Origin of the sequence: Streptomyces sp., from assembly GCF_035645055.1 — a bacterium.
Lineage (GTDB): Bacteria > Actinomycetota > Actinomycetes > Streptomycetales > Streptomycetaceae > Streptomyces.
This window is the reverse complement of sequence record NZ_DASQNH010000031.1, coordinates 96,204-119,577: the sequence shown is the minus strand read 5'-3', so window position 1 is coordinate 119,577 and position 23,374 is coordinate 96,204. Positions and strand designations below refer to the sequence as shown.

Here is a 23,374-nt window from a genome sequence, read left to right as displayed (position 1 = left end):
GCCGCCGCACCCATGACGACCCCCGTACTCATGACGACGACCCCCCGCCCTGGTTCTGCCGTTGTCCGTCGTGGCGGTCGACCCGGTGGGTGTAGGCCTCGACCGCCGCCTCGGCCGCCCGTACGTCGCAGGGTGCGGCCTGGAGCAGCTCATGTGCCCGGAGATAGAGAGCGTCCACCGCCGGGTCCTCCTCGCCCTGGATGGAGTGCTGGTGCAGAACGTGGTAGCCGCGCAGCCGGCCGCGCAGTTCCTCGCGCCGCTCGTGGAGCCCGTCGAGCCGGCCGATGGCGCGCGCCAGCCGGGCGGCCACCCGTTCGGCCAGCCGTTCGTAGCGCGCGAGATCCGGGCCGGGCACGAGGTCGCCCTGGGTGCGGACGAGGTCGGCGAGAGCGGCGTGGGCGGCGACGATGTCCCGGTCGGGGGGCCGGATCCCGTGGGGCACCACCACGGCCCGGCGCTCGTACAGGGCCCTGGCGAGCGGTCCGGTGACCTCCCGCAGCCGCTCGACGAGTTGAGCGCGGCGGGTCCGCAGGGGCTCGGTCACGAGTTGACGGCGGGCCTGGTGGTGGCAGGCACCGGCGGTGCGGAAGACGAGGAGCAGCCGGCTGCCCCCGGCGCGCAGCACGTCCAGCAGGTCGAGCAGCGCGGGCGGGTCCGCCGCCTCGTCGACACCGACGACGATCAGCGTGAGGGTGACGTCGGCGGCTCTGATCCGGTCGAGCGCGGAATCGGCCGGCTGCTGCCACAGCCCCATGCGTTCGGCGATCCGCTCGGCGATCTCCGCGGCGGTGAGCCCGGCGGCGTCCACCGCCAGATCGTGACCGCCGGCCGACGGGACGGTGTCCGGGGGATCGAGCGAGGCGCGGTCCACGGAGACCGCGGTGCGTAACTCGCGGTCCGCGAGGGTGATGGCGCGGCGCAGCGTGGCGGCGCGGGCGCCGTCGCCGTGCCGGACGACGCTGATCTTCACCTGCTGGCCGTCGTCGCGCAGCCAGGCGGCGAGGCGCTGTGCGAACGGCTCGTCCAGCAGTTCCGCGGAAGCGTCGCCCTCGGTGGACTTCAGCCGGTCGTCGACGGCGGTGCGCCCGGCTGTCCACCGGTGGACCTGCGGCAGGTGCCGGATGATGGTCTCGGCCGGGCTCATGAAGGAGAACAGGTTGCCGTGCCGGTCCCGCAGGGCGCTGAGGACCATGCCGATGACCTCGCCGGTACGGCTGTCGGCGACGCCCGCGCCGCTGCATCCGGGGCTGGCCAGCTCGCCCGGGCTGGTCGGGATGAGCTGCACCTGCCCGTCGCGGCCCCGGCCGCCGACGATGGTGGCGCGGAACCAGATGCCGCCGTTGTGGTCGTACGGGAAGCCGTACATCCGCACCTCGCGGCCCGGCGCGGACAGCCGGTGCAGCCGTACCGCCTCCCCGGCCGGCCGGGGCCGCTTTAGCCGCAGCAGCGCGACATCCCCACTGGGATCGCCGTCGGCGTCCACGGTCTCCTGCACATACGCGTCCACCCAGGCCGGCACCGCGGGCACCGTGTGACCGGCGGCGCCCACGAACTCCGCGGTGACCTGGGCCGCCGCCCGGTTCACCACGTGGGCGCAGGTCAGAACCCGGTCGGGACTCAGCAGAATGCCGGCCCCCGCGATCTCCCCGTCCGCTCCCCGGATCCGCACGGCCCAGCTCGGCGTCTCCGTCGACGAGGCGGCTCGGACTCCCCCGCCAGCAGCCATATTCGTAACTATACGGGCGCTTGGTGGTGGCGCATACTGATGTGACGACTATTCAACACGGCTTCCATGGCAGCGGTTTGACGGACGAGCCGGGCACGGTCGACCGCCAGACCGTCCACCAGAACCAGGTGGACCTGAAGCCGGTGGAATTGGCTCACGCCACCCGCCCCCCGTAACCTCCCACGCCGGATGAACGCAAGATCCGGGGGGAGCGGCCGATGGCGCAGACACGGTACGACCAGCGGGTGCGGGTCTTCGTGGAGGTCCGGGGCGGACCGGACGACTGGCAGGAGGCCAAGGACCGCTTCGACGGGCACGGCTGGCCCGTCCGGGCCACCACCCCGCAGGCCAGGGCCCCTTGGCGGACGCGGTCCCACCCGACCCCGACGCGCGGGTCTACGAGATCGAGGTGCGCCTCTTCGGCATCGCCAAGGGGTGCGACCGGGGTGCCGCCGAACGGGTCCGCAAGGCGGCGCGGGCCGCGCGGCTGGAGGCCTACGTGCTGGGTGCCGAGCAGGTGCACCGGGACCGGGAGACGCGCTCGCGGTGGCGGGTCATCGACGCGCGGCGCAGGCGCCGGGCCCTGCGCTCGCCCTGGCGCAGGCACTTCGCCTCCTGGACGCTGACGCGCGGTTTCTACGACGCCGGGGGCCTCGTGACCGGACCCGCGGGCCAGGCGCTGCGCCTGGCCCGCGCCGGACGCGCGGCGAACCCCTCCGAGGTGGCCGTGCGGCCCTTGGACGGCATATGGAAGGACTCGGTGCGGCGGTGGCCGGAGGAGGAGGGCGAGCGCAGGGCCGTGCACGCGGTCGCCTGGGCCCTGGTACCGGCCGTCGCCCTGGTGTGCGCGGCCCACGCGGTGCGGGCGAGCTGGTGGTTCTGGGGCGTGCTGACGGCCGTCGGTGCCGCGGGGGCGGCCCGGGCCGGCCGGCGGCTGTTCCCCGACGGCAGGCTGACGGGCGCGGTGGTGGTCCTCGGTGTGTCGGGCTTCTTCACCGCCGCCGGGCTGGGCGTCGCCGGCAGTGACGGCTGGACGCCGTCCGGCGTGTTCCACACGGTCCTCGTGCTGGGCGTGGTCACGGGTCTGTGGCTGCTGGTGCGGCAGTGGACATGGGGCGAGTGGGTCGGCTGGGCCGTTCCGCTCCTGGCCACCGTGCTGATCTCGACCTTCGTGGCCGCGGGTTCCGTGCTCCACGCCCGTACGCCGACGAGTTGCGGCTGAGCACCGGCGATCTCGACGTCCCGCCCGTCTGGCAGTTCCTCGCCTCGGTGAAGCTGGCGTCGACGCTGGCCTACGTGCTGCTGGTGCCCGCCTGGTGGGGGATGGCCCGGCACCGCCACCACTTCTACGCGGCACCCGGCGAGCGCACCGACGTCATCCTGCACGCGCTCTTCTTCGTCGCCCTGCTGGCGAGAGGCCCTGAGGGCAGACGAGTCGGGCTGTACGCCGGGTTCTGTTCCCGGTGCTCCTCGCGGAGCGCCGGGCGACGGCCATCCATCTAGGGCCGGCGTTGCCGCCGGCCTCGTGCGGTCTACCCGCGGACTCGGGCGGGCAGCCCTCGAACGTCCGCGCAGGAACACCGGGGTGTTCCCTCTTGACCTTGCTCCGGGTGGGGTTTACCTAGCTGCCCAGGTCACCCTGGGCACTGGTGGTCTCTTACACCACCGTTTCACCCTTACCGAGGACCGAGGTCCCCGGCGGTCTGCTTTCTGTGGCACTGTCCCGCGGGTCACCCCGGGTGGCCGTTAGCCACCACCCTGCCCTGTGGAGCCCGGACGTTCCTCGGGAAGCCCCCTAGGGGGACTCCACGCGGCCGTCCGCCCGGCTCGTCTGCCGTGTCGACCATGGTACCCGCCGGACGTCCCGTTTCGGCGCCGCGGCCGTGGCCAGCACCGAGCCCGCCAGGATCAGGGTGAAGGCGACACCGATGCCGAGCGTCAGCTCCTCGTCCAGGAAGAGGGCGCCCGCGGCGACGGCGACCGCCGGGTTGACGTACGTGATGACGCCGGCCCGGGTCGGTCCGATCTCCTTGATCAGTTCCAGGAAGGCCACGAAGGCGATCGCGGTGCAGACGACGCCGAGGCCCGCGAGGGCGGCCAGGACCTCGCCCGAGGGCATGGTGGCGGGCCGGGTCAGGAAGGCGGCGGGGGCGTAGACGACGGCGGCCAGGGCGAGGCACGGGGTGATGAGCTGGAGGGTCGGGACGTCCTTGAGGTGCCGGGCGGCTATCAGCGGGGCGGTGGCGTAGCCGACGACCGTCACCAGCACCTCGGCCAGGGAGCGGGCGTCGCCGCCGGTGAGGTGGGGCACGGTGAGGACGGTGACGCCCGCGAGACCGAGGGCGAGTCCCGTGACGCGGCGGGCGCCCACGTGTTCCTCGGCGCCGAAGAAGCGGGCGAGGACGACGGCGACGATGGGCACGCCCGCGATGAGGAGTCCGGCGGTCGAGCTGGAGAGGTGCCGTTCGGCGTCGGTCAGGGTCCACCAGGGGCCGACGATCTCGATGACGGCGAAGGCCAGCATCGGCTTCCAGTGCGTCCGCACGGTACGGGCGAGGCCGCCCTGGCGGAGTGCGAAGGGGAGCAGGAGCGCGGCGCCGAGCGCGCACCGCGCGAACACCACCACGGACGGGGACAGCTCGTCCACCGCCACCTTGATCATCAGATAGGGGATGCCCCAGACCACTCCCATCAGGGAGAACAGGGCCCAGCCGCGTGCAGTCATGGCGGCAGTCTGCGCGCCGCCCTCATCCGCCGTCTTGAACGCTGTTGCGGTACGCCGCGGGGGTCACCCCCAGCACCCGCCGGAACCAGCGTGTCAGATGGGCCTGGTCGGCGAACCCGACCAGCGCCGCCACCTCGGCGGGCCGCAGCCCGCACTCCAGCAGGCCGCGCGCCCGGTGCACCCGGTGCTGGGCGAGCCAGGCGTACGGCGGCACGCCCATCGCCGTACGGAAGGCGCGCAGCAGCTGGTAGCGGGACAGGCCGAGGTCGGTGGCGAGGGCGGCGAGGGAGGGCGGGTCGGTGAGTTCGTCAGCGAGCCGGTCGCGTACGGCGTGCGCGATGCCGTCGGCGCCGGTCACGGTGTCGCTCGCCGCCCGGGCCGTGGAGTGCCTGCGGGCCAGCGCCGTGAGCAGCCACGGCAGCCGGGACTCCGCCTCCAGCGGATCCGGGCAGGCGCTCAGCTCGGTGTGCGTGCGCAGCAGCGCGGCGGCCAGCTCGGGGTCGTCGAGCACGGGTTCGCGGAAGTGCCGGACCCCGGTGCCGAGAGTGCCGTCGGCGAGCAGGGCGGGGGCGGCGTACAGGGCGCGGTAGGAGTAGCCCTCGTCCGGGGCGGCGGGGCCCCCGGTGTGCATCTCCCCCGGTTCGAGGATGACGATCGAGCCCGGCCCGGAGTGGATGCGCCCGCCCCGGTAGTCGATGAACTCCAGCCCGGCGAGGGTCACCCCGACCGTGAACTCCTCGTGCGCGTGGGGCGCGTAGACGTGCCGGTCGAAGCGGGCGGTGAGCAGGTCCAGCGCGGGACCGCAGCGCCCGAGTCGGGCCCGTGTCCACCGTGCGTCTTCCCGTCCGTTCACCTGGTCCCCCCCCCGGCCAACAGGGGATCAGAGGAAGTCGCTGGTGTCCAGGTCGAATCCAAAGGGGTCGGGAAGGGGGACGGGTTCACCGAAGGGCAGGGTGAGGAGTTGGCGGTAGTCGTCCTTCTCCGGGTCGCTGAACAGCGTGACCGAGGAGGCCGCGCGGTCGACCGGCAGGTAGAGGGGGATGCCGCCGCGGCCGTGAGATCGGGAACCGTTCCCTCGGTCGTGGCACGCACGGGGCCCCTCACGCGGGCGTGAACCGTACCGTCGCCCGGGCCGGGTCGGCCTCCGTGAGCCGTACGCGGAGGCGTTCGCCCAGGGGGAGGCGGTCGCCGTCGATACGGCCGATGACCGCCGGGTCGGTGAGCTGGACCGTGCCGGTGGTGGGGCGGCGGTCGTCGATGTCGATGACGCAGGCGTCGAAGGTCTCGCCGATCCGGGAGGCGAGGACCGCCGCCTCGACGGTGTTCACGCACTGCCGTTCCACCGCGCTCGCACGGCGCGCGCCGGCGGTCATCTCGGCGGGGAGTTCGTCGAGTGCGGCGAGCACCCAGTCGGGCGGGGGGTGTCCGGACACCGCGGCGAGGCAGAGTTCCGTGGCGTAGCGGTCGGCGAGGCGGCGCAGGGGGGCGGTGCAGTGGGTGTAGGGGGCGGCGACGGCGGAGTGGGTGGTGATCGGCGGGAGGGCGCCGTCGCGGAAGACGGTGTAGCCGGCGCCGCGCAGGAGGGTGGTGCACTCCAGGAGGAAGGCGGCGTGGTGCGGCTGGTGGGGGTCGAGGGAGCGGACCAGGTCGGCGTAGGAGACGTGGTGGGGCCAGTCGACGCGCAGGGCGTGGGCGGTGCGGCGCAGGCGGCCCACGGCGCCGTCGGGCGCGGCGGGCAGGGTGCGCAGGACGCCGGTGCCGTGGGCGAGCATCAGGTCGGCCGCCGCCATGCCGGTGAGGAGGGAGATCTGGGCGTTCCAGGCGTCGGCGGGGAGGGGGGCGCGGTAGGCCAGCTCGTAGGTGCCGTCGCGCGGGACGATCTCCTGTTCGGGGACGCTGAGGGAGATGCCGCCGCGTTCGGTCTCCAGGCGTTCGCGGAGCAGGCCGATGGTCTTCAGCAGGGCGACCGGTTCCTCCGCGCGGCCCTCCTCGATCTGCCGCTGGACCCAGGCGTAGTCGAGTTTGGCCCGGCTGCGGACCAGGGCGCGGCGGACGTCGACGGCGAGGGTGCGGCCGTCGGCGTCGAGGTCGACGGTCCAGAGCGCGGCCGGGCGGGGGCCGTCGGGGAGGAGGCTGGCGGCGGCCTCGCCGAGGGCGGGCGGGTGGAGGGGGACGCGTTCGTCGGGGAAGTAGAGGGTCATGACCCGTCGGTGGGTCTCCGCGTCGAGGGAGCCGGCGGGGGTGACGAAGGCGGCGACGTCGGCGATGGCGTACCGGACGCGGTAGCCGGTGCCCTGCCGGGACAGGTGCATGGCCTGGTCGAGGTCGGTGGAGGTGGGCGGGTCGATGGTGAAGAAGGGGATGTCGGTGGCGTCGTACGACGGCAGCCTCGGTTCCCGGGCCGCCCGTTCGGCCTCCGCCAGTACCTCGGGCGGGAAGCCTTCGGGGACGCCGAGTTCGGTGCGCAGCGTGCCGAGGGCGGCGCGCAGCGGGTCTTCGGGGGCGCCGGTCACGCGCAGGGGGCGGCGGGGCATACAGCGAGCGTAGGCCGGGGGGTGGCGGGTGGCACGCCGTACGCTGGCGGGGAGTGCTACAGAAGGAGTGAACGTGCTGGTCCTGCTGCCGCCCTCGGAGGGAAAGGCACCCTCCGGCCGGGGCGCCCCGCTGAAGCTGGAGTCGCTGTCGCTGCCCGCCCTGACGGAGGCCCGGGAGACGGTGCTCGGCGAGCTGGTCGAGCTGTGCTCGGGCGACGAGGGCAAGGCGCGCGAGGTGCTGGGGCTGAGCGAGGGCCTGCGCGGGGAGGTCGGGAAGAACGCGGAACTGCGGACGGCCGGGGCGCGGCCCGCGGGGGAGGTCTACACGGGGGTGCTGTACGACGCCCTGGACCTGGCCTCCCTGGACCCGGCCGCGAAGGGGCGCGCGGCGCGGTCGCTGCTGGTGTTCTCGGGGCTGTGGGGCGCGGTCCGGGTGACGGACCGGATCCCGTCGTACCGGTGCTCCATGGGCGTGAAGCTGCCGGGGCTCGGCGCGCTGGGCGCGTACTGGCGTACGCCGATGGCCGCGGCCCTGCCGGAGGCGGCCGGGAACGGGCTGGTGCTGGATCTGCGGTCGGCGGCGTACGCGACGGCGTGGAAGCCGAAGGGCGAGGTGGCCGGGCGGACGGCGACGGTGCGGGTGCTGCACGCGCCGACCCGGAAGGTCGTCAGCCACTTCAACAAGGCGACCAAGGGGCGGATGGTGCGGAGTCTGCTGGCCTCCGGGGCGGCGCCGACTGGGCCCGCCGAGCTGGTCGAGGCGCTGCGTGACCTGGGGTACGAGGTGGAGACGCAGGCTCCGGCGAAGGCCGGGCAGGCGTGGGCGCTGGATGTGCTGGTGGAGGAGGTCCACTGATCTCCCCGGAGCGCCTGTTGCAACATGCGCAATAAGCTTTGCGGAGGGTGCTCGGGCACCGGCAGGATGAGGGCATGGTCATGCCCTCCCTTCCGCCTGTCCTCGATCTTGCACCCGTCGTCCCCGTGGTCGTCCTCGCCGACCCGGCCGACGCCGTACCGCTCGCCCGTGCCCTGGTCGCCGGCGGGCTGCCCGCGATCGAGGTGACACTGCGGACGCCGGGCGCCCTGGAGGGCATCCGGGCGATCGCCGGCGAGGTGCCGGAGGCGGTGGTGGGGGCGGGGACCGTCATCACGCCGGGGCAGGTGGCGGAGTCCGTGGCGGCGGGGGCCCGGTTCCTGGTCAGCCCCGGGTGGACCGACGCCCTGCTGGAGGCGATGCTCGGCTCCGGGGTGCGGTTCCTGCCGGGGGTGTCGACCACCTCGGAGGTGGTGGCACTGCTGGAGCGCGGGGTGCGGGAGATGAAGTTCTTCCCGGCCGAGGCGGCCGGCGGTACGGCCTATCTGCGCTCGCTGTCCGGACCGTTGCCGCAGGCCCGGTTCTGCCCCACGGGCGGGATCGGGCCCGACTCCGCGCCCCGCTACCTCGCGCTGCCCAACGTCGGATGCGTCGGCGGGAGCTGGATGCTTCCCGCGGACGCGGTCGCGGCGCGGGACTGGGCGCGGATCGAGCGGCTGGCCCGGGAGGCGGCAGGGCTCGGCGCGGACACGCCGGGCGGGGGTGCGTCCGGCGGAGGTGCGTCCGGTGTGGGTACGCCCGACGCCGGTACACCCGACGCGGGTACGCCCGGTGGGGGTACGCCCGGTGGGGGCGCGTTCAGCGCAGGTGCGCGGTGTCGTTGAGCAGGCGGACGCTGGCGTTGCCGTCGGCGTAGTACGCCACCACCGACAGGGACGCCGCCGACAGCTCCATGCGGAACAGGGACTCCGCGGGCGCGTTCAGCGCGAGCCGGACCAGCGTCTTGATAGGCGTGACATGGGTGACCAGCAGCACCGTGCGGCCCGCGTACGCCGCGACCAGCTTGTCACGGGTGGCGGCGATCCGGGTGGCGGTCGCGGCGAAGCTCTCGCCGCCGCCGGTCGGCTCCGCGTCCGGGGAGGCGAGCCATGCGGCCAGGTCCTCCGGGTGGCGCTCGTGCACCTCGGCGAAGGTGAGGCCCTCCCAGGCGCCGAAGTCCGTCTCGCGCAGCCCGTCGTCGATGCCGACCTCCAGGCCGAGGCGGGCGGCGACGATCCCGGCGGTCTCGCGGGTGCGGGCCAGCGGGGACGACACGATCGCCTGGATCGTGCCCCGTCGCGCCAGCGCCGCCGCGACCCGCTCGGCCTGCTCACGGCCGATGGCGGAGAGGGACGGGTCGCTGCCGCCGCTCCCGGAGAAGCGCTTCTGGGGGGTCAGCGGTGTCTCGCCGTGCCGCAGCAGCACGAAGGTGGCCGGCGCGCCGAGGTCGGGCGCGGAGCCCCAGCCCACGGGAGGGGTGGAGGTCGCGGCGGCGGTGGGGGTGGCGACGGTGCGGGCGGCGCGGAGGTCGGCCTCGGCCTTGGCCGGACCCTCGGCGGGAGGCGCGGCAGGAGTCGCGGCGGCGGGCGGTTCGACGGCGGGTGCGGCGGCCGGTCGGGGCGCTTCGGCGGCCGACCCAGCGGCCGGTTCGGCGGCTTCGGCGGGCAGTCCGACGGCTTCGGCGGCGGACGCGGCGGCCGGTTCAGCGGCGGACGCGGCGGGTACGGCGCCCGGTTCAACCGCGAACTCGGCAGCCGAAGGAGCGGCGGACGCGGTAACCGGTTCGGTGGCGACCCGGGCGGCGGGCGCAGTGCCGGCGACTCCCCGGTCCATCGCCTCGTTCGCCAAGCGGTCGGCGTGCTTGTTCCGCTCGCGCGGGATCCACTCGTACGTGACCTGGTGGGGCGGGAGGACCCGGGATGCCTCCATGGCGAGCGGCTTCATGTCCGGGTGCTTGATCTTCCAGCGGCCGGACATCTGCTCGACGACCAGCTTGGAGTCCATGCGGACGTGCACGCGCGCGGTGGGGTCGAGGTCGCGAGCGGCGCGGAGTCCGGCGAGCAGGCCCCGGTACTCGGCGACGTTGTTCGTCACCGTGCCCAGGAACTCCGCCGCCTCCGCCAGGGTCTCCCCCGTCGCCGCGTCGATGACGACGGCCCCGTAGCCCGCGGGCCCCGGGTTGCCTCGCGACCCGCCGTCGGCCTCGACGATGAACTCCCGCACCGCGAAGCCTCCTAGAGGCCCGACTCGGCCGTACGCACCAGGATGCGACGGCAGTTCTCGCAGCGCACCACGGTGTCCGGGGCGGCCTTGCGGATCTCGTTCAGCTCGGTGATGGCCAGCTCCTGGCGGCAGCCCTGGCAGGTGCGCGCGTACAGCTTGGCCGCGCCGACGCCGCCCTGCTGCTCGCGCAGCTTCTCGTACAGCTTGAGCAGGTCGGCGGGGACGGCCCCGGCGACGACCTCGCGCTCCTTGGTGACCGTGGCGGCCTCGCCGTCGATCTCCTCGAACGCGGCGTCGCGGCGCCCGGTGGCGTCGTCGATCTTCGCCTGCACGGAGGTGACCCGCTCGGTCAGCTCGGCGACCCGCGCCTGCGCGGACTCGCGGCGCTCCATGACCTCCAGCACGATGTCCTCCAGGTCGCCCTGGCGCTTGGCGAGCGAGACGATCTCGCGCTGGAGGTTCTCCAGGTCCTTCGGCGAGCTGATCGCGCCGGAGTCGAGACGCTGCTGGTCGCGGGCGGCGCGCTGGCGCACCTGGTCGACGTCCTGTTCGGCCTTGGTCTGCTCGCGGGCGCAGTCGCTCTCCTCGGTCTGCGCGGCCACCAGCAGGTCGCGCAGCTGCGTGAGGTCCTTGGTCAGCGACTCGATCTCGGCGTGCTCGGGCAGCGACCGGCGCTTGTGCGCGAGCTGCTGGAGGCGCACGTCGAGCGCCTGGACGTCGAGGAGTCGGATCTGGTCGGCGGGCGCGGCGTTCAGTTGGGGGCTCCCATTGCGTTAGAGGTCGGGGTGGAGGACGCCGCGTGGGCGGTCCAGGGGTCAGTGACCGTCTTCGAGACGTGGACCCGAAGGCCCCAGCCGTTGCGGTCGGAGATCTCGTCGAGCTGGCTCGCGGCCAGCTCGCACCAGGGCCACTCGGTGGCCCAGTGCGCCGCGTCGAGCAGCGCGAGAGGACTGTGGGCGACGGCTTCCGACGCCGGGTGGTGGCGCAGGTCCGCGGTGAGGAAGGCGTCCACGCCCGCCGCGCGGACGTGGTCGAAGAGGCTGTCGCCGGAGCCGCCGCTGACGGCGACCGTGCGGACGCGCGCCTCGGGGTCGCCGGCCACGCGGATGCCCTGCGCGGTGGCGGGCAGGCGCTCGGCGGCGAGCGCGGCGAGTTCGCGGACGGTCAGCGGGTGGTCGAGTTCGCAGATCCGGCCGAGGCCGCGGCGGCCCTCCGGGTCGGTCGGGTCGGGCACCAGGGGCCTTACGACGCGCAGGTCGAGCGCGCCCGCGAGGGCGTCGGAGACACCGGGGTCGGCGGTGTCGGCGTTGGTGTGGGCGACGTGCAGCGCGATGTCGTTCTTGATCAGGGTGTGCACGACCCGGCCCTTGAAGGTGGAGGCCGCGACCGTCGTGGTGCCGCGCAGGTAGAGCGGGTGGTGGGTGACCAGCAGGTCGGCGCCGAGCTTCACGGCCTCGTCGACGATCTCCTGGACGGGGTCGACGGCGAACAGGACCCGGGTGACCTCCTGGCCGGGGTCGCCCACGACCGTTCCGACCGCGTCCCAGGACTCGGCCCGTTCGGCGGGCCACAGGTTCTCCAGCGCGGTGATGACTTCAGACAGACGGGGCACGGGACACAGGCTACCTGCCTGTTCCGCGGGCCTGAACCGGTACGTCGCGGCACCGCCGCCCCGCCGCCCCGCCTCGGCCGGCCGGGACCGCCACACGACCGGCACACGACCGGCACACGACCGGCACACGCGGGCCCGTCGCCCCGTGGAGCACATACGCCTCCGTTCCCTCAGGTGAACCGCCGGGCGGCCACCCTTATGTGTGAAGCGACGGTCGGCCGGTCCTCCGTCTGTGCGTACGAAAACTAGCTTCGTCGCTGGAGGTGACCGAACGATGACGGCCTGTGCGATCGAGCCCGCCGCGGGAGACCGGGACGGTGACCAATACGGCTTCTCCCCGCGGCCGGGCTGCGTGATCACGGTGGACGGCGGCTACGCCGCGCGTCTCACCCGGAGCGGCGACTCCTGGTTCCCGGAGCGCTGGACGCTGGACGGCCCCGAGCCCTACGCCGTGCCGCTGCCGGGCAACCAGCCCGAGGAGCCCGGTACCGAGGTGCAGCCGATGGGCGACGGGCGGGTGCTCATCCGCCGCTACGCCGCCGGACGGCACACCTTCTCGCTGCTCTACCCGACGGGCCCGGGCACCGGCGAGCTGCCCCTGGGCGCGGTCGAGTGCGGGGACGCCGCGCTGCGGCTGCTGCCGCCCGCGCCGGGCGGCGACCGCGCGTACGCCCTTGCCGTCGGCCCGCGCTCCAGCGCGGTGTGGCTGGTCGCCGGAGGCGCGTTCGGACCGGAGCACGCGGCGGAGATCCCGGGGCGCTGCTCGGGCGGGGTGTGGCTGGACCGGTCCGGGCGGATACTGGCGCTCGACCGGGAGCTGGGCGGCCGTACGAAGTCCGTCGTGGTCGACCTGGAGCGCGGGGGCGAGATGTCGCCGCTGCTGCAGATCGCCGCCGACAGCGACGACCGGCTGCTGCTCGCCGATCCGGACAGCGGGCTGCTGCTGATCCGCTCCGACGCGCCCTCGCCCGGTCACGCCCGGCTGGGCTGGGGGGTGCTCGGCAGCACGCTGCCGGTGCGGTTCCCGGAGTGCCTGCGCAGGTCGGCGGATTGCGCGGTGACGCCGTTCGCGATCCAGCCGGGGCAGGTGCTGACGCCGGAGAGCTGCGGGGTGGCGCTGCGGATCGACGGTCCGGCGGGGAGCTGGATCGGGGTGTGGCGGCCGGCGGAACGGCAGGTACACCATCTCCCGGCGCCCCAGGGCTGGCTGGCGGGAGCGGGGCTGTGGACGGCGGACGGCGTGCTGCGGCTGCCGTACGCCACGGCGGGGACCCCGTGCGGCGTCGCGGAGCTGACGGCGCCCGAGCCGGTGGTGGGGGCGGACGACGTCGGGGGCGCGGGGAACACGCGGGGCGCCGGAGAGGCGGAGGCCGCCGCCGAGACCCGGCGAGGCATGGCGTTCGCGGAGGCGACGGGGAGCGTGACGGGGGCCACGGGGGCCCTGCCGGGGGCCACGGGGGACGCGTGTGCGGAGGGTCCGGGCCGGGACGGCACGGCTTCGCCCTCGGGGCTGGCGTCGGGGCCGCCGTCGGAAGCCGACCCTCCGGAGCCGGTCGCGCCGCGACCGGTGCCCTTGCAGCAAGCACCCCTGGCCAAAGGCACGTTGGGGCGTCTTGTAACGAAGTAGCGGCGGTCGGCGTGGCCGTCTGGATTCGGCCCGAGGTGTGCCGGTTAAACTCCCCCGGCTGTACGAAAGATCATGTTGACGGGGTGAACTTCCGATGAGCGACGCCAGCACGTCCCAGCCGCTGCCCACCGACCACGCCGCGGCGCCCGGCCACACGGCGCCCGGCCGCGGCAAGCACCGCGGTCCGGTCTCGGTGCACGACACCGAGTCGGCCCCCCGCGGCCGGCACCGCAAGCCGGTGGAGCGGCAGACCGAGACGGCGGCCTGACGGTACGTCGATCGGCACGGCGCGACGGCCCCGTTCACCTCGCGGTGAGCGGGGCATTGTCGTTCCCCGGCGGGGAGCGGGGACCGGCGAGCGGCCTACGCCCGGCTCACGAGTACTGGACGCTGGTGTCGGCGAGGACCGGCGCGTCGCCCCTCCCCCGCACGGCGTCGACGCTCACCCGGACCTCTCCGTCCCCCCGCCACATCCGCACCCGCAGGGTCTCCCCCGGGTAGACCACCCCGGCGAACCGCGCGGTGCAGCCGCGCACCCGGGTCACGTCCCCGCCGAGCAGCGTGTCGACGACGGCCTTCAGGGTGATGCCGTAGGTGCACAGGCCGTGCAGGATGGGCCGGTCGAAGCCCGCCCGCCGGGCGAACTCGGGGTCGGCGTGCAGGGGGTTCCAGTCGCCGCAGAGGCGGTAGAGCAGCGCCTGGTCCTCGCGGACGGGCCGCTCGACGGTCCGGTCGGGCGCCCCTGCGGGCGGTGCGCACCGCACGGCCGGGCCCCGGTCGCCGCCCCAGCCGCCTTCGCCGCGTACGTAGATCTGGGCGTCGCTGGTCCACAGCGGGCCCTCGGCGTCGGCGACGTCGGTGCGCATGACCAGGACGGCCGCCTTCCCCTTGTCGTACACGGCGGCGATCCTGCCGGTGGCGGTCGCGGTGCCCTCGGCCGGGAGGGGGCGGTGCAGGGTGAGCGACTGACCGCCGTGCAGCACGCGGGCGAGGTCGACGTCGACGCCGGGCATGGACAGGCCGCTGATCACTCCGGGTGAGCCGGCGCCCGCGACGGTGGCGAAGCTCGGCAGGACGTGCAGCCGGGACTCCAGGGTGTAGCGCAGCTCGCCGGGGTCGGTGGCGGGGCGGCCCGCGCCGATGCCGAGGTGGTAGAGCAGGACGTCCTTCGGGGTCCAGGAGATCTCGCCGGTCCGGGGTTCGGCGGCGAGGGCCTTGGCTGCGTCGATGGGCATGGGGCTCCTGAGCGCGGCGGAGTCGGTGAGGGGTGACCCCGGCGCGACCGTCCGCACCGTCGGCCGCACCGGGGACGCCCTGACGCCGCGGAACCCGCCCTCCTAGAACGCGTTCCAGCGCGGCGACCCTCTGTATAACCCACCTCTCCGTGGTTGTGAATACGCGCGGTCGCGCGGTGTTGACGACTCGTCAGCTCACCCCCGGCAGCGCCGGAACCGGGGGGCGGGTGATCCGGCGAAGATCATCACGCGCAGAATGACCCATATGCCGACGACGCACACACCGAAGACAACGACGTCCGACGACGTGCCCGCCATCAGTGGCTTCCTGGCCCGCGCCTTCGACGACGACCCGATGATGCGCTGGTTCTTCCCCGAGGCCGCCACGCGCGAGACCGGGCTGTCCCGCTACTTCGCCACCCTCCTCACCCGGCAGTACCTGCGCCACGGAGTCTGTGAGCACACCGGCTCCGCGGCCGCCTTCTGGGTCCCGCCGGAGGGGCAGGAGAAGGCCGTTCCCGACGCGACGACCGTCCAGCGGCTCCAGGAGATCCTCGGCGACCGCGCCCCGCTGTTCCGGGACGCCGTCGAGGCCGCCGCCCAGCACGGCCCGCGGGAGCCGCACTGGTACCTCGCCGTGATCGGCGCCGACCCCGCCGCCCGGGGCCAGGGGCACGGGGCCGCCCTGCTGCGCTCGGGACTGGCCCGGGCCGACGCGGCCGGACTGCCCGTCTACCTGGAGTCCTCCAAGCCGTCCAACCTCCCTCTCTACGAGCACTTCGGCTTCACCGTGCTCACGGAACTGCGGCTGCCGGGCGGCGGGCCGGCGCTGTGGGCGATGCGACGGGACCCGCGCCCGGGGTCAGCGCAGGACCAGTAGCACCGCCAGGGCGACCAGGAGCGAGTCGATCCGGTCCAGCAGTCCGCCCGAACCGGGGAGCCAGCGGCCGGTGTCCTTGGCCCGCGCACCTCTCTTGATCATCGACTCGAGGAGGTCGCCGGCCGGGCCGCCGACCGCCACGGCCACGGCCATCGGCCAGCTCAGCGCCGACAGCGGGGCGAGCACGGCGAGCCCGGCGGCGGCGCCGGTGAGCGTGCCGCTCCAGCGCTTGGCCGGTGACAGGGGCGACAGCCCCGGCCCGCCGAGCCGCGGCCCGGCGAAGTACGCCACGATGTCGGCGACGGAGACCGCCACGAACAGGGCGAGCGCGCTCGCCCCGAGAGGCACCAACGCGGCCAGCGGACTCAGCCAGGCCAGCCCCAGCAGTCCGGCGGCGAGCCGGCGCTCGCCCTGGTGGGCGTCGCCGGACAGCAGCGGTACCGCGGCCACCGCCAGGGCCCCGAGCGCGGCGGCCCGCAGCACCTGCCCGGGGGCCAGCCAGGCGGTCAGCACCACACCGGTTCGGGACGGCGATGGGGCGGCGTCAGGGGCGAGCGACGCAGCCCGTCTGAGTACGCGTACTCAGGCGCGGCGAGGGAAAGACGGGCCCACCGGACGGCCTCCGGCTAGTCGGCGAGCTTCGTCACCTCCGCCGACCGGTATTCGGTGCCCCGCGGGGCGAGGCAGACGAACCAGTCGACCGGGGAGCCGTCGGCGAGCCGGATGAACCTCTGGTTCGGCGGTGTGTCGACATCCGCCGGGGCCCGCTCGATCACGCTGCTGGTGCCGTCCTTCCAGGTGCAGGTGATCTGGCCGGCGGCCCTGGTGACCTGGCCGACGACCAGCCGCTCGGGGCCGTCGTCGCCGGACTCCAGGGAGACGGCGGCCGTGGTGAGGTCCCGGGACGCGTCCTCGCCCTCCGGGAAGGCGGACCACATGACCAGCGACTCGGTGCCGTCGACGAAGCTGCGGACGACGTAGTGGCTGCTGCCGACCAAAACGTAGGCGTGCCGGACCTCCTCCGGGAACTCCCCGTACTCGGCCATCCGCGCCAGTTGGGCCTGTGCCTCCGTCTCGTCACGGGGCGCCGCCCATACGTCGAGCACGACCGACCACTCCCTGCCCCCGTCCGTCCCCATGGCGAGCAGGGTCCGCTGCGGCGTGAACACGTCGGGGGTCGAGGACCATGACAGGCCGGCCGGCGGAGCGACGCGGTCCCCGCCACCGCCCGGCAGGCCCGCGACCGCCAGGGTCGCCGACGAGCCGCTGATCAGCAGCGCCGTGGCCGCCGCCACCGCCCAGCGGCGGGCTCTGCGGCGGCGTCCGCCCCGGATCACCGACTGGTAGGGGGCTATACCGATCTCCACCTCGTCCGCGGCCTCGGCCAGCAGGAAGGCGATGTCCGTGTGCGACATGTCGTGCTCGGTCTCCCGGTTCGCGCCCATCACTTCCGCCCTCCCTGTGTCACCGTCTCGGCCAGTCCCGGTATGGCGCGGAGTTTCGCGATCCCCTTGGCCGCGTTGCTCTTCACCGCGCCGACGGAGCAGCCCATGGCCTCGGCCGTCTGGGTCTCCGTCAGGTCCTCCCAGTACCGCAGCACCACGGCCTCCCGCTGGCGCGGGGGGAGTTCGGCGAGCGCCGTCAGCAGCGCGTTGCGGTCGTCCGCCTGCGCGATGCGGTCACCGGTGTCCGGCTGCTCGTGCGCGAGGCCGGAGTCGTCCTTCGGCGCCAGGAACTCCCGTAGTCGTCTGCGGTGTTTGCGCGCGTGCGCGTTGATCATCACGCGCCGCACATACGCCTCCGGTTCATCGGCCGAGCCGACCTTGCGCCAGGCCACGAAGACCTGTTCGAGTGTCGACTGGACCAGGTCCTCCGCGGCGTGCTGCTCCCCCGTGAGGAGAAATGCCGTGCGCATCAGCCGCGGCCAGCGGCCGATGACGAAGGCCTGGAACTCCTCGTCCCGGGCCTGCTTCCGATCCCCCATGGGCACCTCCTAGACGAACAAAGGAGTCCATGGGCACCCCGAACCGTTGCCTCCCCGGTCCGGCTTTCTCACCGGCCCCGCCGAGCGGCCCCGTTCACGCCCCGCGCCGCCCCAGTGCCGGCAGTCTCAGCGAGCAGCCCCCGCAGCCCCCGCTCCCGCTCCCGCTCCCGCTCCCGCTCCCGCTCCCGCAGCCCCCTTCCCCGGCAGCCACACCGCCATCACCACGGCCCCCGCCACGAGCACCACCGCCGACACCCGGAACGCCAGCGCGTATCCCTCGGTGAGCTGCTGCGCCCCCGTGCTCTCCCCGGTCCGCGCCGCCGCGATGGTCGACATCACCGCGAGGCCGAGGGAGCCGCCCATCACCCGGGAGGTGTTGATCATGCCGGAGACCAGTCCGGCGTCACGCGGGTCCGCGCCCGAGGTGGCGAGGGCTGCCAGCGGGGTCGCGGCGAGGCCCGCGCCGAGCATCATCAGGATGCCGGGCAGCATGATGCCGGTCAGATAGCCGCCGTCGGCGCGCATCGTCGACTGCCAGCCGAACCCGGCGGCACCGATCAGCGAGCCGAGCACGGCGACCCGCCGCGCGCCCAGTACGCGCATCCAGCGCGGGGCCAGCTTGGAGCCGACGATCACGGCGAGGGAGCTGGGCACCAGGGCGAGGCCGGCCTCCAGCGGCGAGTAGCCGAGCACGTTCTGCGCGTACAGCGTCATGAAGAACCACATGCAGAACATCGCGGAGCCGCTGAGGAACATCGCCGCGTTCGCCGACGACACCGGCCGCAGCCCGAGCAGCCTGAGCGGCATCAGCGGTGCCGCCGTCCACGCCTCGACCAGCAGGAACAGGCCGATGAGCAGCAGTCCGGCGAGAAGCGGGACGAGCGTGTCCGACGCGGTCCAGCCCGTCACCTCGGTCTGCGAGATGCCGTACGCGAGCGCGCCGAGCCCCGCCGTGACCAGCACCGCGCCCGGCAGGTCCAGGCGCCGCCGCTCCCCGGCGCGGCTCTCGGGCAGCCACCGCAGGGCGGCGGCGAGGACGACGGCGCCGATCGGGACGTTGATCAGCAGCACCCACCGCCACGACAGCCCGTCGACGAGCATGCCGCCGATCAGTCCGCCCGCGGCGCCGCCGCCGGCGCCGACCGCCGTCCAGGTGGCGATGGCCCGTGCCCGCGCGGCGCCCTCCGGGACGGCGGAGGTGAGGATGGTGAGCGTGGAGGGGGCGAGGACGGCCGCGCCGAGGCCCTGCGCGGCCCGCGCTGCCAGCAGCTCCCAGCCTTCCTGTGCGAGCCCGCCGCCCAGCGAGGCCACCGTGAACAGCGAGAGCCCGACCAGGAACATCCGCTTGCGGCCGAACAGGTCTCCGGCGCGCCCGCCGAGCAGCATGAACCCGGCGAAGGCGATCGCGTACGCGTTCACCACCCATTGCAGGCCAGGGCCGCTCAGCCCCAGGTCGGCCCGTATCGACGGCAGCGCCACATTGACGACGGACACGTCGAGCACGACCAGGAACTGTCCGGCGCAGGCGAGCGCCACCACCAGCCAGGTGGGGGGTGCGGTGCGGAGGGATGTGCGGGTGGTGGTGTCGGTCGCTGGGAGCATGGGTGCCATGGTCTCAACCGGTTCCCGGTCGGGCATCGGGATTTGGTCCCAATGGCCTCGGTCGTACGACCCTCGGGAGGTCGTACGACCCCGGGAGGCCGTACGACCGGGAATGCGACTGGGGAGGGGAGGCGCCCCGGTCAGGACGCCGTGCAGCCGCCGACCACGGGCGCCGCCGAGCTGCCGTTCTTCATGACGGTGAACCCGAAGCTGGTCGAGGCGCCGGCGGCGAGGACGGCGTTGCCGTTGGGCCGCATGGTCATGACGTTGCCGCTGCTGTCCCAGGTGGGTGAGCCGTTCCAGGTGGCGGCGATCTTCTGCGGGGAGGTGACGGTGACGGTCGTGGTCCAGCCGGTGATCGCCGTGCTGCCCGCGGTGATGGTCACCTTGCCGTTGAAGCGGTCGCTCCACTCCTCCTGCTTGCTGTAGGTGGCGGTACAGGTGGCGCCGCCGGGGTTGCCGGGGTTGCCGCCGCCCGGGGAGCCGCCGAGCGCGGTCAGCACGGCGGTGTACGCGGGCTTCTTGTTGTAGTTGGAGTCGAACAGGAGAGGGGTGCCGTCGGCCCGCCACGAGTACTTGTCGGTGATGCCCCAGACGGTGATGCCGGTGCAGCGGGTGACGGCGAGGCAGGCCTTGACGGCGTTGGCGTAGCTGGTGGCCTGGCTGGTGCCGGAGCCCTCGATGTCCAGCTCGGTGATCTGGACCTCGACGCCGAGGTCGGCGAAGCGCTGGAGGTTGGCCTGGTAGTCGGCGGGGACCGGGGAGGCACTGTTGAAGTGGGACTGGAAGCCCACGCAGTCGATGGGCACGCCGCGCGCCTTGAAGTCGCGGACCATGGCGTAGACGGCATTGCTCTTCGCGTTGACGCCGTCGGTGTTGTAGTCGTTGTAGCAGAGCTTGGCGGCGGGGTCGGCGGCGCGGGCGGTGCGGAAGGCCTCCTCGATGAAGCCGTTGCCGAGCTTGTCCTGGAAGGGCGAGCTGCGGCGGGCGCCGCTGGAGCCGTCCTGGAAGGCCTCATTCACGACGTCCCAGGAGTGGATCTTCCCCTTGTAGTGGCCCATGACCTGGTTGATGTGGTTGTTCATGGCGCTTCTGAGGTCGGCGGCGCCGAGGCCGGCGACCCAGCCCGGGAGCTGGGAGTGCCAGACCAGGGTGTGGCCGCGGACCTTCATGCCCCGGCTCTGGGCGTGGCTGACGATCCGGTCGGCGTTCGCGAAGCTGAACGAGCCGCGGCTGGGCTCCACGGCGTCCCACTTCATCTCGTTCTCGGGCGTGACCGAGTCGAACTCGGTGTTGAGCGTCGAGACGTACGGCGCTTCGCCCAGGTGGCTGGCCGCGACGGCGGTGCCGAAGTAGCGGCCCTTCTCGGCGGCGGCGGCGCCCAGCGTGCTCGCCGCTTCGGCGGTGCCCGAGGCGACGGTGAGGCCGGCGACGGCGAGCAGGCTCGCTAGGACCGGGACGAGTGCCCTTCGGACGGGGGAGGACGTGCTCGTATGCATGACTGTCTCCCGAAAGTTTCGTGCGGGTTTCCGATTGGATGCGCAGACGGTACGGACTCACGGGAAGGGCGTCAACGGGGTACGCACGACTGGCGGTTGAGACGCCAGTAGAAACACGATGGACACCCCGAGGGAGCGAAACTTTCGCCAGCCTCCCCGATGCAATTCGTCAAGAAATAGTTAGGTCGTCAAAGCATCGGAATAGTTGCCTGGGCGCACCGAGTTCAAGCTGCACATGACACGCACGACGACCGGCACGACGACCGGCCAGCCCGCCAGGCCCGACCAGCCCGACCGGACCGACCGGACCGCCCACGGGGCCGTCGTCCCGGTGCTCGCGTTCGCGGGCATCGTGGTCGCGGTGATGCAGACCCTGCTCGTCCCGGTGATCAAGGACCTGCCGCGGCTGCTGGACACGGACCCCGGCAACGCCACCTGGGTCCTCACCTCCACGCTCCTCTCCGGAGCCGTGGCCACCCCGATCATGGGCCGGCTCGGCGACCTCTTCGGCAAGCGGCGGATGCTGGTCGCCAGCCTCGCGGTGATGGTCGTCGGCGCGCTGATCAGCGCGTTCACCAGCGCCCTGCTGCCGATGATCGCCGGCCGTACCCTCCAGGGCTTCGCGATGGGCGCCATCCCGCTCGGCATCGGCCTGATGCGCGACATGCTGCCGCGCGAACGGCTCGGCTCCGCGATGGCCCTGATGAGCAGCTCGATCGGCGTCGGCGGCGGTCTCGCGCTGCCCGCGGCGGCCCTGGTCGCCCAGCACACCGACTGGCACGCCCTGTTCTACGGTGCCGCCGGCCTCGGCGTCCTCGCCATCGCCCTGGTCCTGCTGGTGGTGCCCGAGTCGCCCATGCGTGCCCCCGGCTCCTTCGACCTGCCCGGCGCGCTCGGTCTGTCCGCCGGACTGGTCCTGCTGCTCCTGCCGATCACGAAGGGCGGCGACTGGGGCTGGTCGTCCGGCACGACGCTGGGCCTGTTCGCCGCGGCGGCCGTGGTGCTGCTGCTGTGGGGCCTGATGGAGCTGCGTCTCGCCGCGCCGCTGGTCGACCTGCGCACCACCGCCCGCCGCGAGGTGCTGCTCACCAACCTCGCGTCGATCATGGTCGGCGTCTCCTTCTACGTCGTCTCCCTCGTCCTGCCCCAGCTCCTCCAGCTGCCCTCCGCGACCGGCTACGGCCTCGGGCAGTCGATGGTCGTCGCGGGGCTGTGCGTGGCCCCGCTGGGCCTGACGATGATGTTCACCGCGCCGGTCTACGCCCGCCTGTCGGCGACGTACGGCCCCAAGGTGACGCTGATCACCGGCCTGCTCGTCATCGCCCTCGGCTACGGCGGCGGGCTCGGCCTGATGGACGCCGCCTGGCAGACCGTCGTCACCTCGGTCGTCCTGGGCGCGGGCATCGGCCTCGCGTACTCCTCGCTCCCGGCACTGATCGTCGGCGCGGTCCCGGCCTCGGAGACGGGCGCGGCGAACGGCCTGAACACGCTGATGCGGTCCATCGGCACGTCCGTGTCGAGCGCCGTCATCGGCACGGTGCTGGCGAACACGGCGGACACCGTCGACGGCATCGCCGTCCCGACGATGCACGGCTTCCGCGTCTCCTTCCTCATCGCCGCCGCCGCGGTCGCCGTCGGTCTGCTGCTGGCGCTGTTCCTGCCGGGGCAGCGGCCCTCGGGCAAGCTTCAGCTACGGGCCGGCAGCGAGGAGGACGCCTCGCTGGAGCGGGCCGAGGAGGGGCTGCGGGGCTTCCAGGGGCGGGTGCTGTCCGCCGACGGTACGCCGGTGCCGCGGGCCCGGGTCACCCTGATCGACCGGCAGGGCCGCCGTGCGGGCGCGACGTACTCCGCGCAGGACGGGGGCTACGCGCTCGCCGTACCGGCCTCGGGTCCCTACGTCCTGGCCGTCCAGGCCGCCGGGCACGGTCCGCACGCCTCGGCGGCGACCCACGCGGGTGACGGCCGTGCGGTCGAGGTGGATCTCTCGCTGCCGGGCGAGACGGTCAGCGCGTAGCGCTCCACGGGGGCGCGGGGTTCTGGCGGTGCCGCGTTCTGCCCGTTCGCGGCCGCGGCGCCGTCGTGGCTGGGCGCGCGGTTCCCCGCGCCTCCTCGGGGCGCTTGCCGTACCCCGTGTCGGGCGGGGGCTTCGTGTTGCGGCAGCATGGCGGGTGGAACAGTCGTATGACCGAGGGGGACCCATGACCACGGCACCCAAGCCGGAGATCCTGGCCGCGTTCGAGGCCGCGAAGGGGTTCATGCCGGTCGACGAGGGGCTGGCGCTGTACGGGGCGGCCCTGGAGGCGGGGCGGCTCGGGCTGCCGCTGCTGGAGGTCGGCACGTACTGCGGCCGGTCGACGATCCTGCTCGCCGACGCGGCCCGCGCGGCCGGTGTCACCGCGATCACCGTGGACCACCACCGGGGCAGCGAGGAGCAGCAGCCCGGCTGGGAGTACCACGACCCGGAGACGGTCGATCCCGAGCTGGGTCTGATGGACACCCTGCCGACGTTCCGCCGCACCCTGCACAAGGCGGGCCTGGAGGACCACGTGGTCGCCCTGGTCGGCCGCTCCCCGCAGATCGCGGCGCTGTGGAACACCCCCGTGGGCCTCGTCTTCATCGACGGCGGCCACACCGACGAGCACGCCACCGCCGACTACGAGGGCTGGGCGCCCCGGGTGGCGGAGGGCGGGCTCCTCGTCGTGCACGACGTGTTCCCCGATCCGGTCGACGAGTTCACCGGCCAGGCGCCCTACCGCGTCTACCTGCGGGCCCTGGAGTCGGGGGCGTTCACGGAGGTGGGCGTCGCGGGGTCGATGCGGGTGCTGCGGCGGACGGGCGCGGGGCACCCCGTGATCTCGCCGGCCGGCCGCTAGG

General features: G+C 73.8%; 19 protein-coding genes, 1 other RNA gene and 4 pseudogenes. 9 read left to right on the top strand and 15 right to left on the bottom strand.

Annotation, left to right across the window (positions count from 1 at the left end):
* Positions 1-28 precede the first annotated feature (28 nt).
* On the bottom strand, positions 29-1,726 hold the full coding sequence (locus tag VE614_RS10245) for a serine protease (RefSeq protein WP_324934925.1): 1,698 nt from the start codon (positions 1,724-1,726) through the stop codon (positions 29-31).
* A gap of 41 nt (positions 1,727-1,767) precedes the next feature.
* Between VE614_RS10245 and VE614_RS10240 the strand changes: the two genes are divergently transcribed.
* Positions 1,768-1,902, top strand: coding sequence for a hypothetical protein (locus tag VE614_RS10240; protein ID WP_324934924.1), 135 nt, complete (start codon positions 1,768-1,770; stop codon positions 1,900-1,902).
* 182 nt (positions 1,903-2,084) lie between these two features.
* Complete coding sequence (locus VE614_RS10235) at positions 2,085-2,948, top strand: hypothetical protein (protein WP_324934922.1); 864 nt, start codon at positions 2,085-2,087, stop codon at positions 2,946-2,948.
* Positions 2,949-3,153: 205 nt separating this feature from the next.
* Here VE614_RS10235 and rnpB read toward each other — a convergent pair.
* The 5 genes and pseudogenes from rnpB to VE614_RS10215 all read right to left on the bottom strand — a co-directional run bounded on the left by rnpB (position 3,154) and on the right by VE614_RS10215 (position 6,985).
* An RNA gene (gene rnpB, locus VE614_RS10230) (RNase P RNA component class A) lies at positions 3,154-3,556 on the bottom strand.
* 115 nt (positions 3,557-3,671) lie between these two features.
* Positions 3,672-4,388 (bottom strand): annotated as a pseudogene (locus tag VE614_RS33720) (DMT family transporter); the annotation flags it as partial.
* A gap of 85 nt (positions 4,389-4,473) precedes the next feature.
* The gene (locus VE614_RS10225; protein WP_324934920.1) at positions 4,474-5,304 is read right to left on the bottom strand and encodes an AraC family transcriptional regulator; all 831 of its coding nucleotides are present in this window, start codon (positions 5,302-5,304) and stop codon (positions 4,474-4,476) included.
* Positions 5,305-5,331: 27 nt separating this feature from the next.
* Positions 5,332-5,508: pseudogene (locus VE614_RS10220) on the bottom strand (Uma2 family endonuclease); the annotation flags it as partial.
* A gap of 43 nt (positions 5,509-5,551) precedes the next feature.
* Positions 5,552-6,985, bottom strand: a complete 1,434-nt coding sequence (locus VE614_RS10215; RefSeq protein WP_324934919.1) for an RNB domain-containing ribonuclease — start codon at positions 6,983-6,985, stop codon at positions 5,552-5,554.
* Between the two features lie 73 nt (positions 6,986-7,058).
* Between VE614_RS10215 and yaaA the strand changes: the two genes are divergently transcribed.
* Both yaaA and eda read left to right on the top strand, forming a co-directional pair.
* The gene (gene yaaA, locus VE614_RS10210) at positions 7,059-7,841 is read left to right on the top strand and encodes a peroxide stress protein YaaA (RefSeq protein ID WP_324934917.1); all 783 of its coding nucleotides are present in this window, start codon (positions 7,059-7,061) and stop codon (positions 7,839-7,841) included.
* 80 nt (positions 7,842-7,921) lie between these two features.
* Positions 7,922-8,545, top strand: a pseudogene (gene eda / locus VE614_RS10205) (bifunctional 4-hydroxy-2-oxoglutarate aldolase/2-dehydro-3-deoxy-phosphogluconate aldolase); the annotation flags it as partial.
* A 112-nt stretch (positions 8,546-8,657) separates the two neighbouring features.
* Here the strand turns inward: eda and VE614_RS10200 are convergent.
* The 3 genes from VE614_RS10200 to VE614_RS10190 are packed head-to-tail and all read right to left on the bottom strand — an operon-like array spanning position 8,658 to position 11,673.
* Positions 8,658-10,061 carry a bifunctional RNase H/acid phosphatase gene (locus VE614_RS10200; protein ID WP_324934915.1) on the bottom strand — a complete coding sequence of 468 codons (1,404 nt, stop codon included), beginning with the start codon at positions 10,059-10,061 and terminating at the stop codon, positions 8,658-8,660.
* An 11-nt stretch (positions 10,062-10,072) separates the two neighbouring features.
* Complete coding sequence (locus VE614_RS10195; protein WP_324935098.1) at positions 10,073-10,816, bottom strand: zinc ribbon domain-containing protein; 744 nt, start codon at positions 10,814-10,816, stop codon at positions 10,073-10,075.
* Positions 10,813-11,673: a Nif3-like dinuclear metal center hexameric protein gene (locus VE614_RS10190; RefSeq protein WP_324934913.1), complete on the bottom strand. Its 861-nt coding sequence runs from the start codon at positions 11,671-11,673 to the stop codon at positions 10,813-10,815. Before VE614_RS10190 ends, VE614_RS10195 begins: the two co-directional genes overlap by 4 nt.
* A 274-nt stretch (positions 11,674-11,947) precedes the next feature.
* On the opposite strand from VE614_RS10190, the gene VE614_RS10185 reads away from it, so the two are divergent.
* Both VE614_RS10185 and VE614_RS10180 read left to right on the top strand, forming a co-directional pair.
* The gene (locus VE614_RS10185; RefSeq protein ID WP_324934911.1) at positions 11,948-13,300 is read left to right on the top strand and encodes a hypothetical protein; all 1,353 of its coding nucleotides are present in this window, start codon (positions 11,948-11,950) and stop codon (positions 13,298-13,300) included.
* Between the two features lie 94 nt (positions 13,301-13,394).
* A complete protein-coding gene (locus tag VE614_RS10180) occupies positions 13,395-13,568 on the top strand; it encodes a hypothetical protein (protein ID WP_324934909.1) in 174 nt (57 codons plus the stop codon).
* A gap of 106 nt (positions 13,569-13,674) precedes the next feature.
* Here the strand turns inward: VE614_RS10180 and VE614_RS10175 are convergent, their stop codons facing one another.
* Complete coding sequence (locus tag VE614_RS10175; RefSeq protein WP_324934907.1) at positions 13,675-14,535, bottom strand: MaoC/PaaZ C-terminal domain-containing protein; 861 nt, start codon at positions 14,533-14,535, stop codon at positions 13,675-13,677.
* 256 nt (positions 14,536-14,791) lie between these two features.
* On the opposite strand from VE614_RS10175, the gene VE614_RS10170 reads away from it, so the two are divergent.
* Positions 14,792-15,415: a GNAT family N-acetyltransferase gene (locus tag VE614_RS10170; RefSeq protein ID WP_324934905.1), complete on the top strand. Its 624-nt coding sequence runs from the start codon at positions 14,792-14,794 to the stop codon at positions 15,413-15,415.
* On the opposite strand, the pseudogene VE614_RS10165 reads toward VE614_RS10170, so the two are convergent.
* From VE614_RS10165 to VE614_RS10145, 5 genes and pseudogenes are all read right to left on the bottom strand, one after another.
* Positions 15,398-15,934 (bottom strand): annotated as a pseudogene (locus VE614_RS10165) (phosphatidate cytidylyltransferase); the annotation flags it as partial. The gene VE614_RS10170 and the pseudogene VE614_RS10165 sit on opposite strands and share 18 nt — an antisense overlap.
* Before the next feature lie 107 nt (positions 15,935-16,041).
* The gene (locus VE614_RS10160) at positions 16,042-16,860 is read right to left on the bottom strand and encodes a hypothetical protein (protein ID WP_324934903.1); all 819 of its coding nucleotides are present in this window, start codon (positions 16,858-16,860) and stop codon (positions 16,042-16,044) included.
* Complete coding sequence (locus VE614_RS10155) at positions 16,860-17,399, bottom strand: SigE family RNA polymerase sigma factor (protein WP_324934901.1); 540 nt, start codon at positions 17,397-17,399, stop codon at positions 16,860-16,862. The genes VE614_RS10160 and VE614_RS10155 overlap by 1 nt, the downstream gene beginning before the upstream one ends.
* A gap of 126 nt (positions 17,400-17,525) precedes the next feature.
* Entirely contained in the window at positions 17,526-19,001 is a 1,476-nt protein-coding gene (locus VE614_RS10150; RefSeq protein WP_324934899.1) for an MFS transporter, read from the bottom strand.
* 140 nt (positions 19,002-19,141) lie between these two features.
* The gene (locus VE614_RS10145; RefSeq protein WP_324934897.1) at positions 19,142-20,500 is read right to left on the bottom strand and encodes an endo-1,4-beta-xylanase; all 1,359 of its coding nucleotides are present in this window, start codon (positions 20,498-20,500) and stop codon (positions 19,142-19,144) included.
* A 235-nt stretch (positions 20,501-20,735) separates the two neighbouring features.
* Here VE614_RS10145 and VE614_RS10140 point away from each other — a divergent pair, with 235 nt between their 5' ends.
* Positions 20,736-22,514 (top strand): MFS transporter, encoded by a 1,779-nt coding sequence (locus VE614_RS10140; RefSeq protein ID WP_324934895.1) that lies wholly within the window; start codon positions 20,736-20,738, stop codon positions 22,512-22,514.
* Positions 22,515-22,698: 184 nt separating this feature from the next.
* A complete protein-coding gene (locus tag VE614_RS10135) occupies positions 22,699-23,373 on the top strand; it encodes a class I SAM-dependent methyltransferase (RefSeq protein WP_324934893.1) in 675 nt (224 codons plus the stop codon).
* Position 23,374 lies beyond the last annotated feature (1 nt).

Coding starts and splice junctions, on each gene's coding strand:
- VE614_RS10245 (WP_324934925.1), bottom strand. CDS start 1,726: ATGGCTGCTGGCGGGGGAGTCCGAGCCGCCTCGTCGACGGAGACGCCG.
- VE614_RS10215 (WP_324934919.1), bottom strand. CDS start 6,985: ATGCCCCGCCGCCCCCTGCGCGTGACCGGCGCCCCCGAAGACCCGCTG.
- VE614_RS10185 (WP_324934911.1), top strand. CDS start 11,948: ATGACGGCCTGTGCGATCGAGCCCGCCGCGGGAGACCGGGACGGTGAC.
- VE614_RS10180 (WP_324934909.1), top strand. CDS start 13,395: ATGAGCGACGCCAGCACGTCCCAGCCGCTGCCCACCGACCACGCCGCG.
- VE614_RS10175 (WP_324934907.1), bottom strand. CDS start 14,535: ATGCCCATCGACGCAGCCAAGGCCCTCGCCGCCGAACCCCGGACCGGC.
- VE614_RS10170 (WP_324934905.1), top strand. CDS start 14,792: ATGACCCATATGCCGACGACGCACACACCGAAGACAACGACGTCCGAC.
- VE614_RS10160 (WP_324934903.1), bottom strand. CDS start 16,860: ATGGGCGCGAACCGGGAGACCGAGCACGACATGTCGCACACGGACATC.
- VE614_RS10155 (WP_324934901.1), bottom strand. CDS start 17,399: ATGGGGGATCGGAAGCAGGCCCGGGACGAGGAGTTCCAGGCCTTCGTC.
- VE614_RS10150 (WP_324934899.1), bottom strand. CDS start 19,001: ATGCTCCCAGCGACCGACACCACCACCCGCACATCCCTCCGCACCGCA.
- VE614_RS10145 (WP_324934897.1), bottom strand. CDS start 20,500: ATGCATACGAGCACGTCCTCCCCCGTCCGAAGGGCACTCGTCCCGGTC.
- VE614_RS10140 (WP_324934895.1), top strand. CDS start 20,736: ATGACACGCACGACGACCGGCACGACGACCGGCCAGCCCGCCAGGCCC.
- VE614_RS10135 (WP_324934893.1), top strand. CDS start 22,699: ATGACCACGGCACCCAAGCCGGAGATCCTGGCCGCGTTCGAGGCCGCG.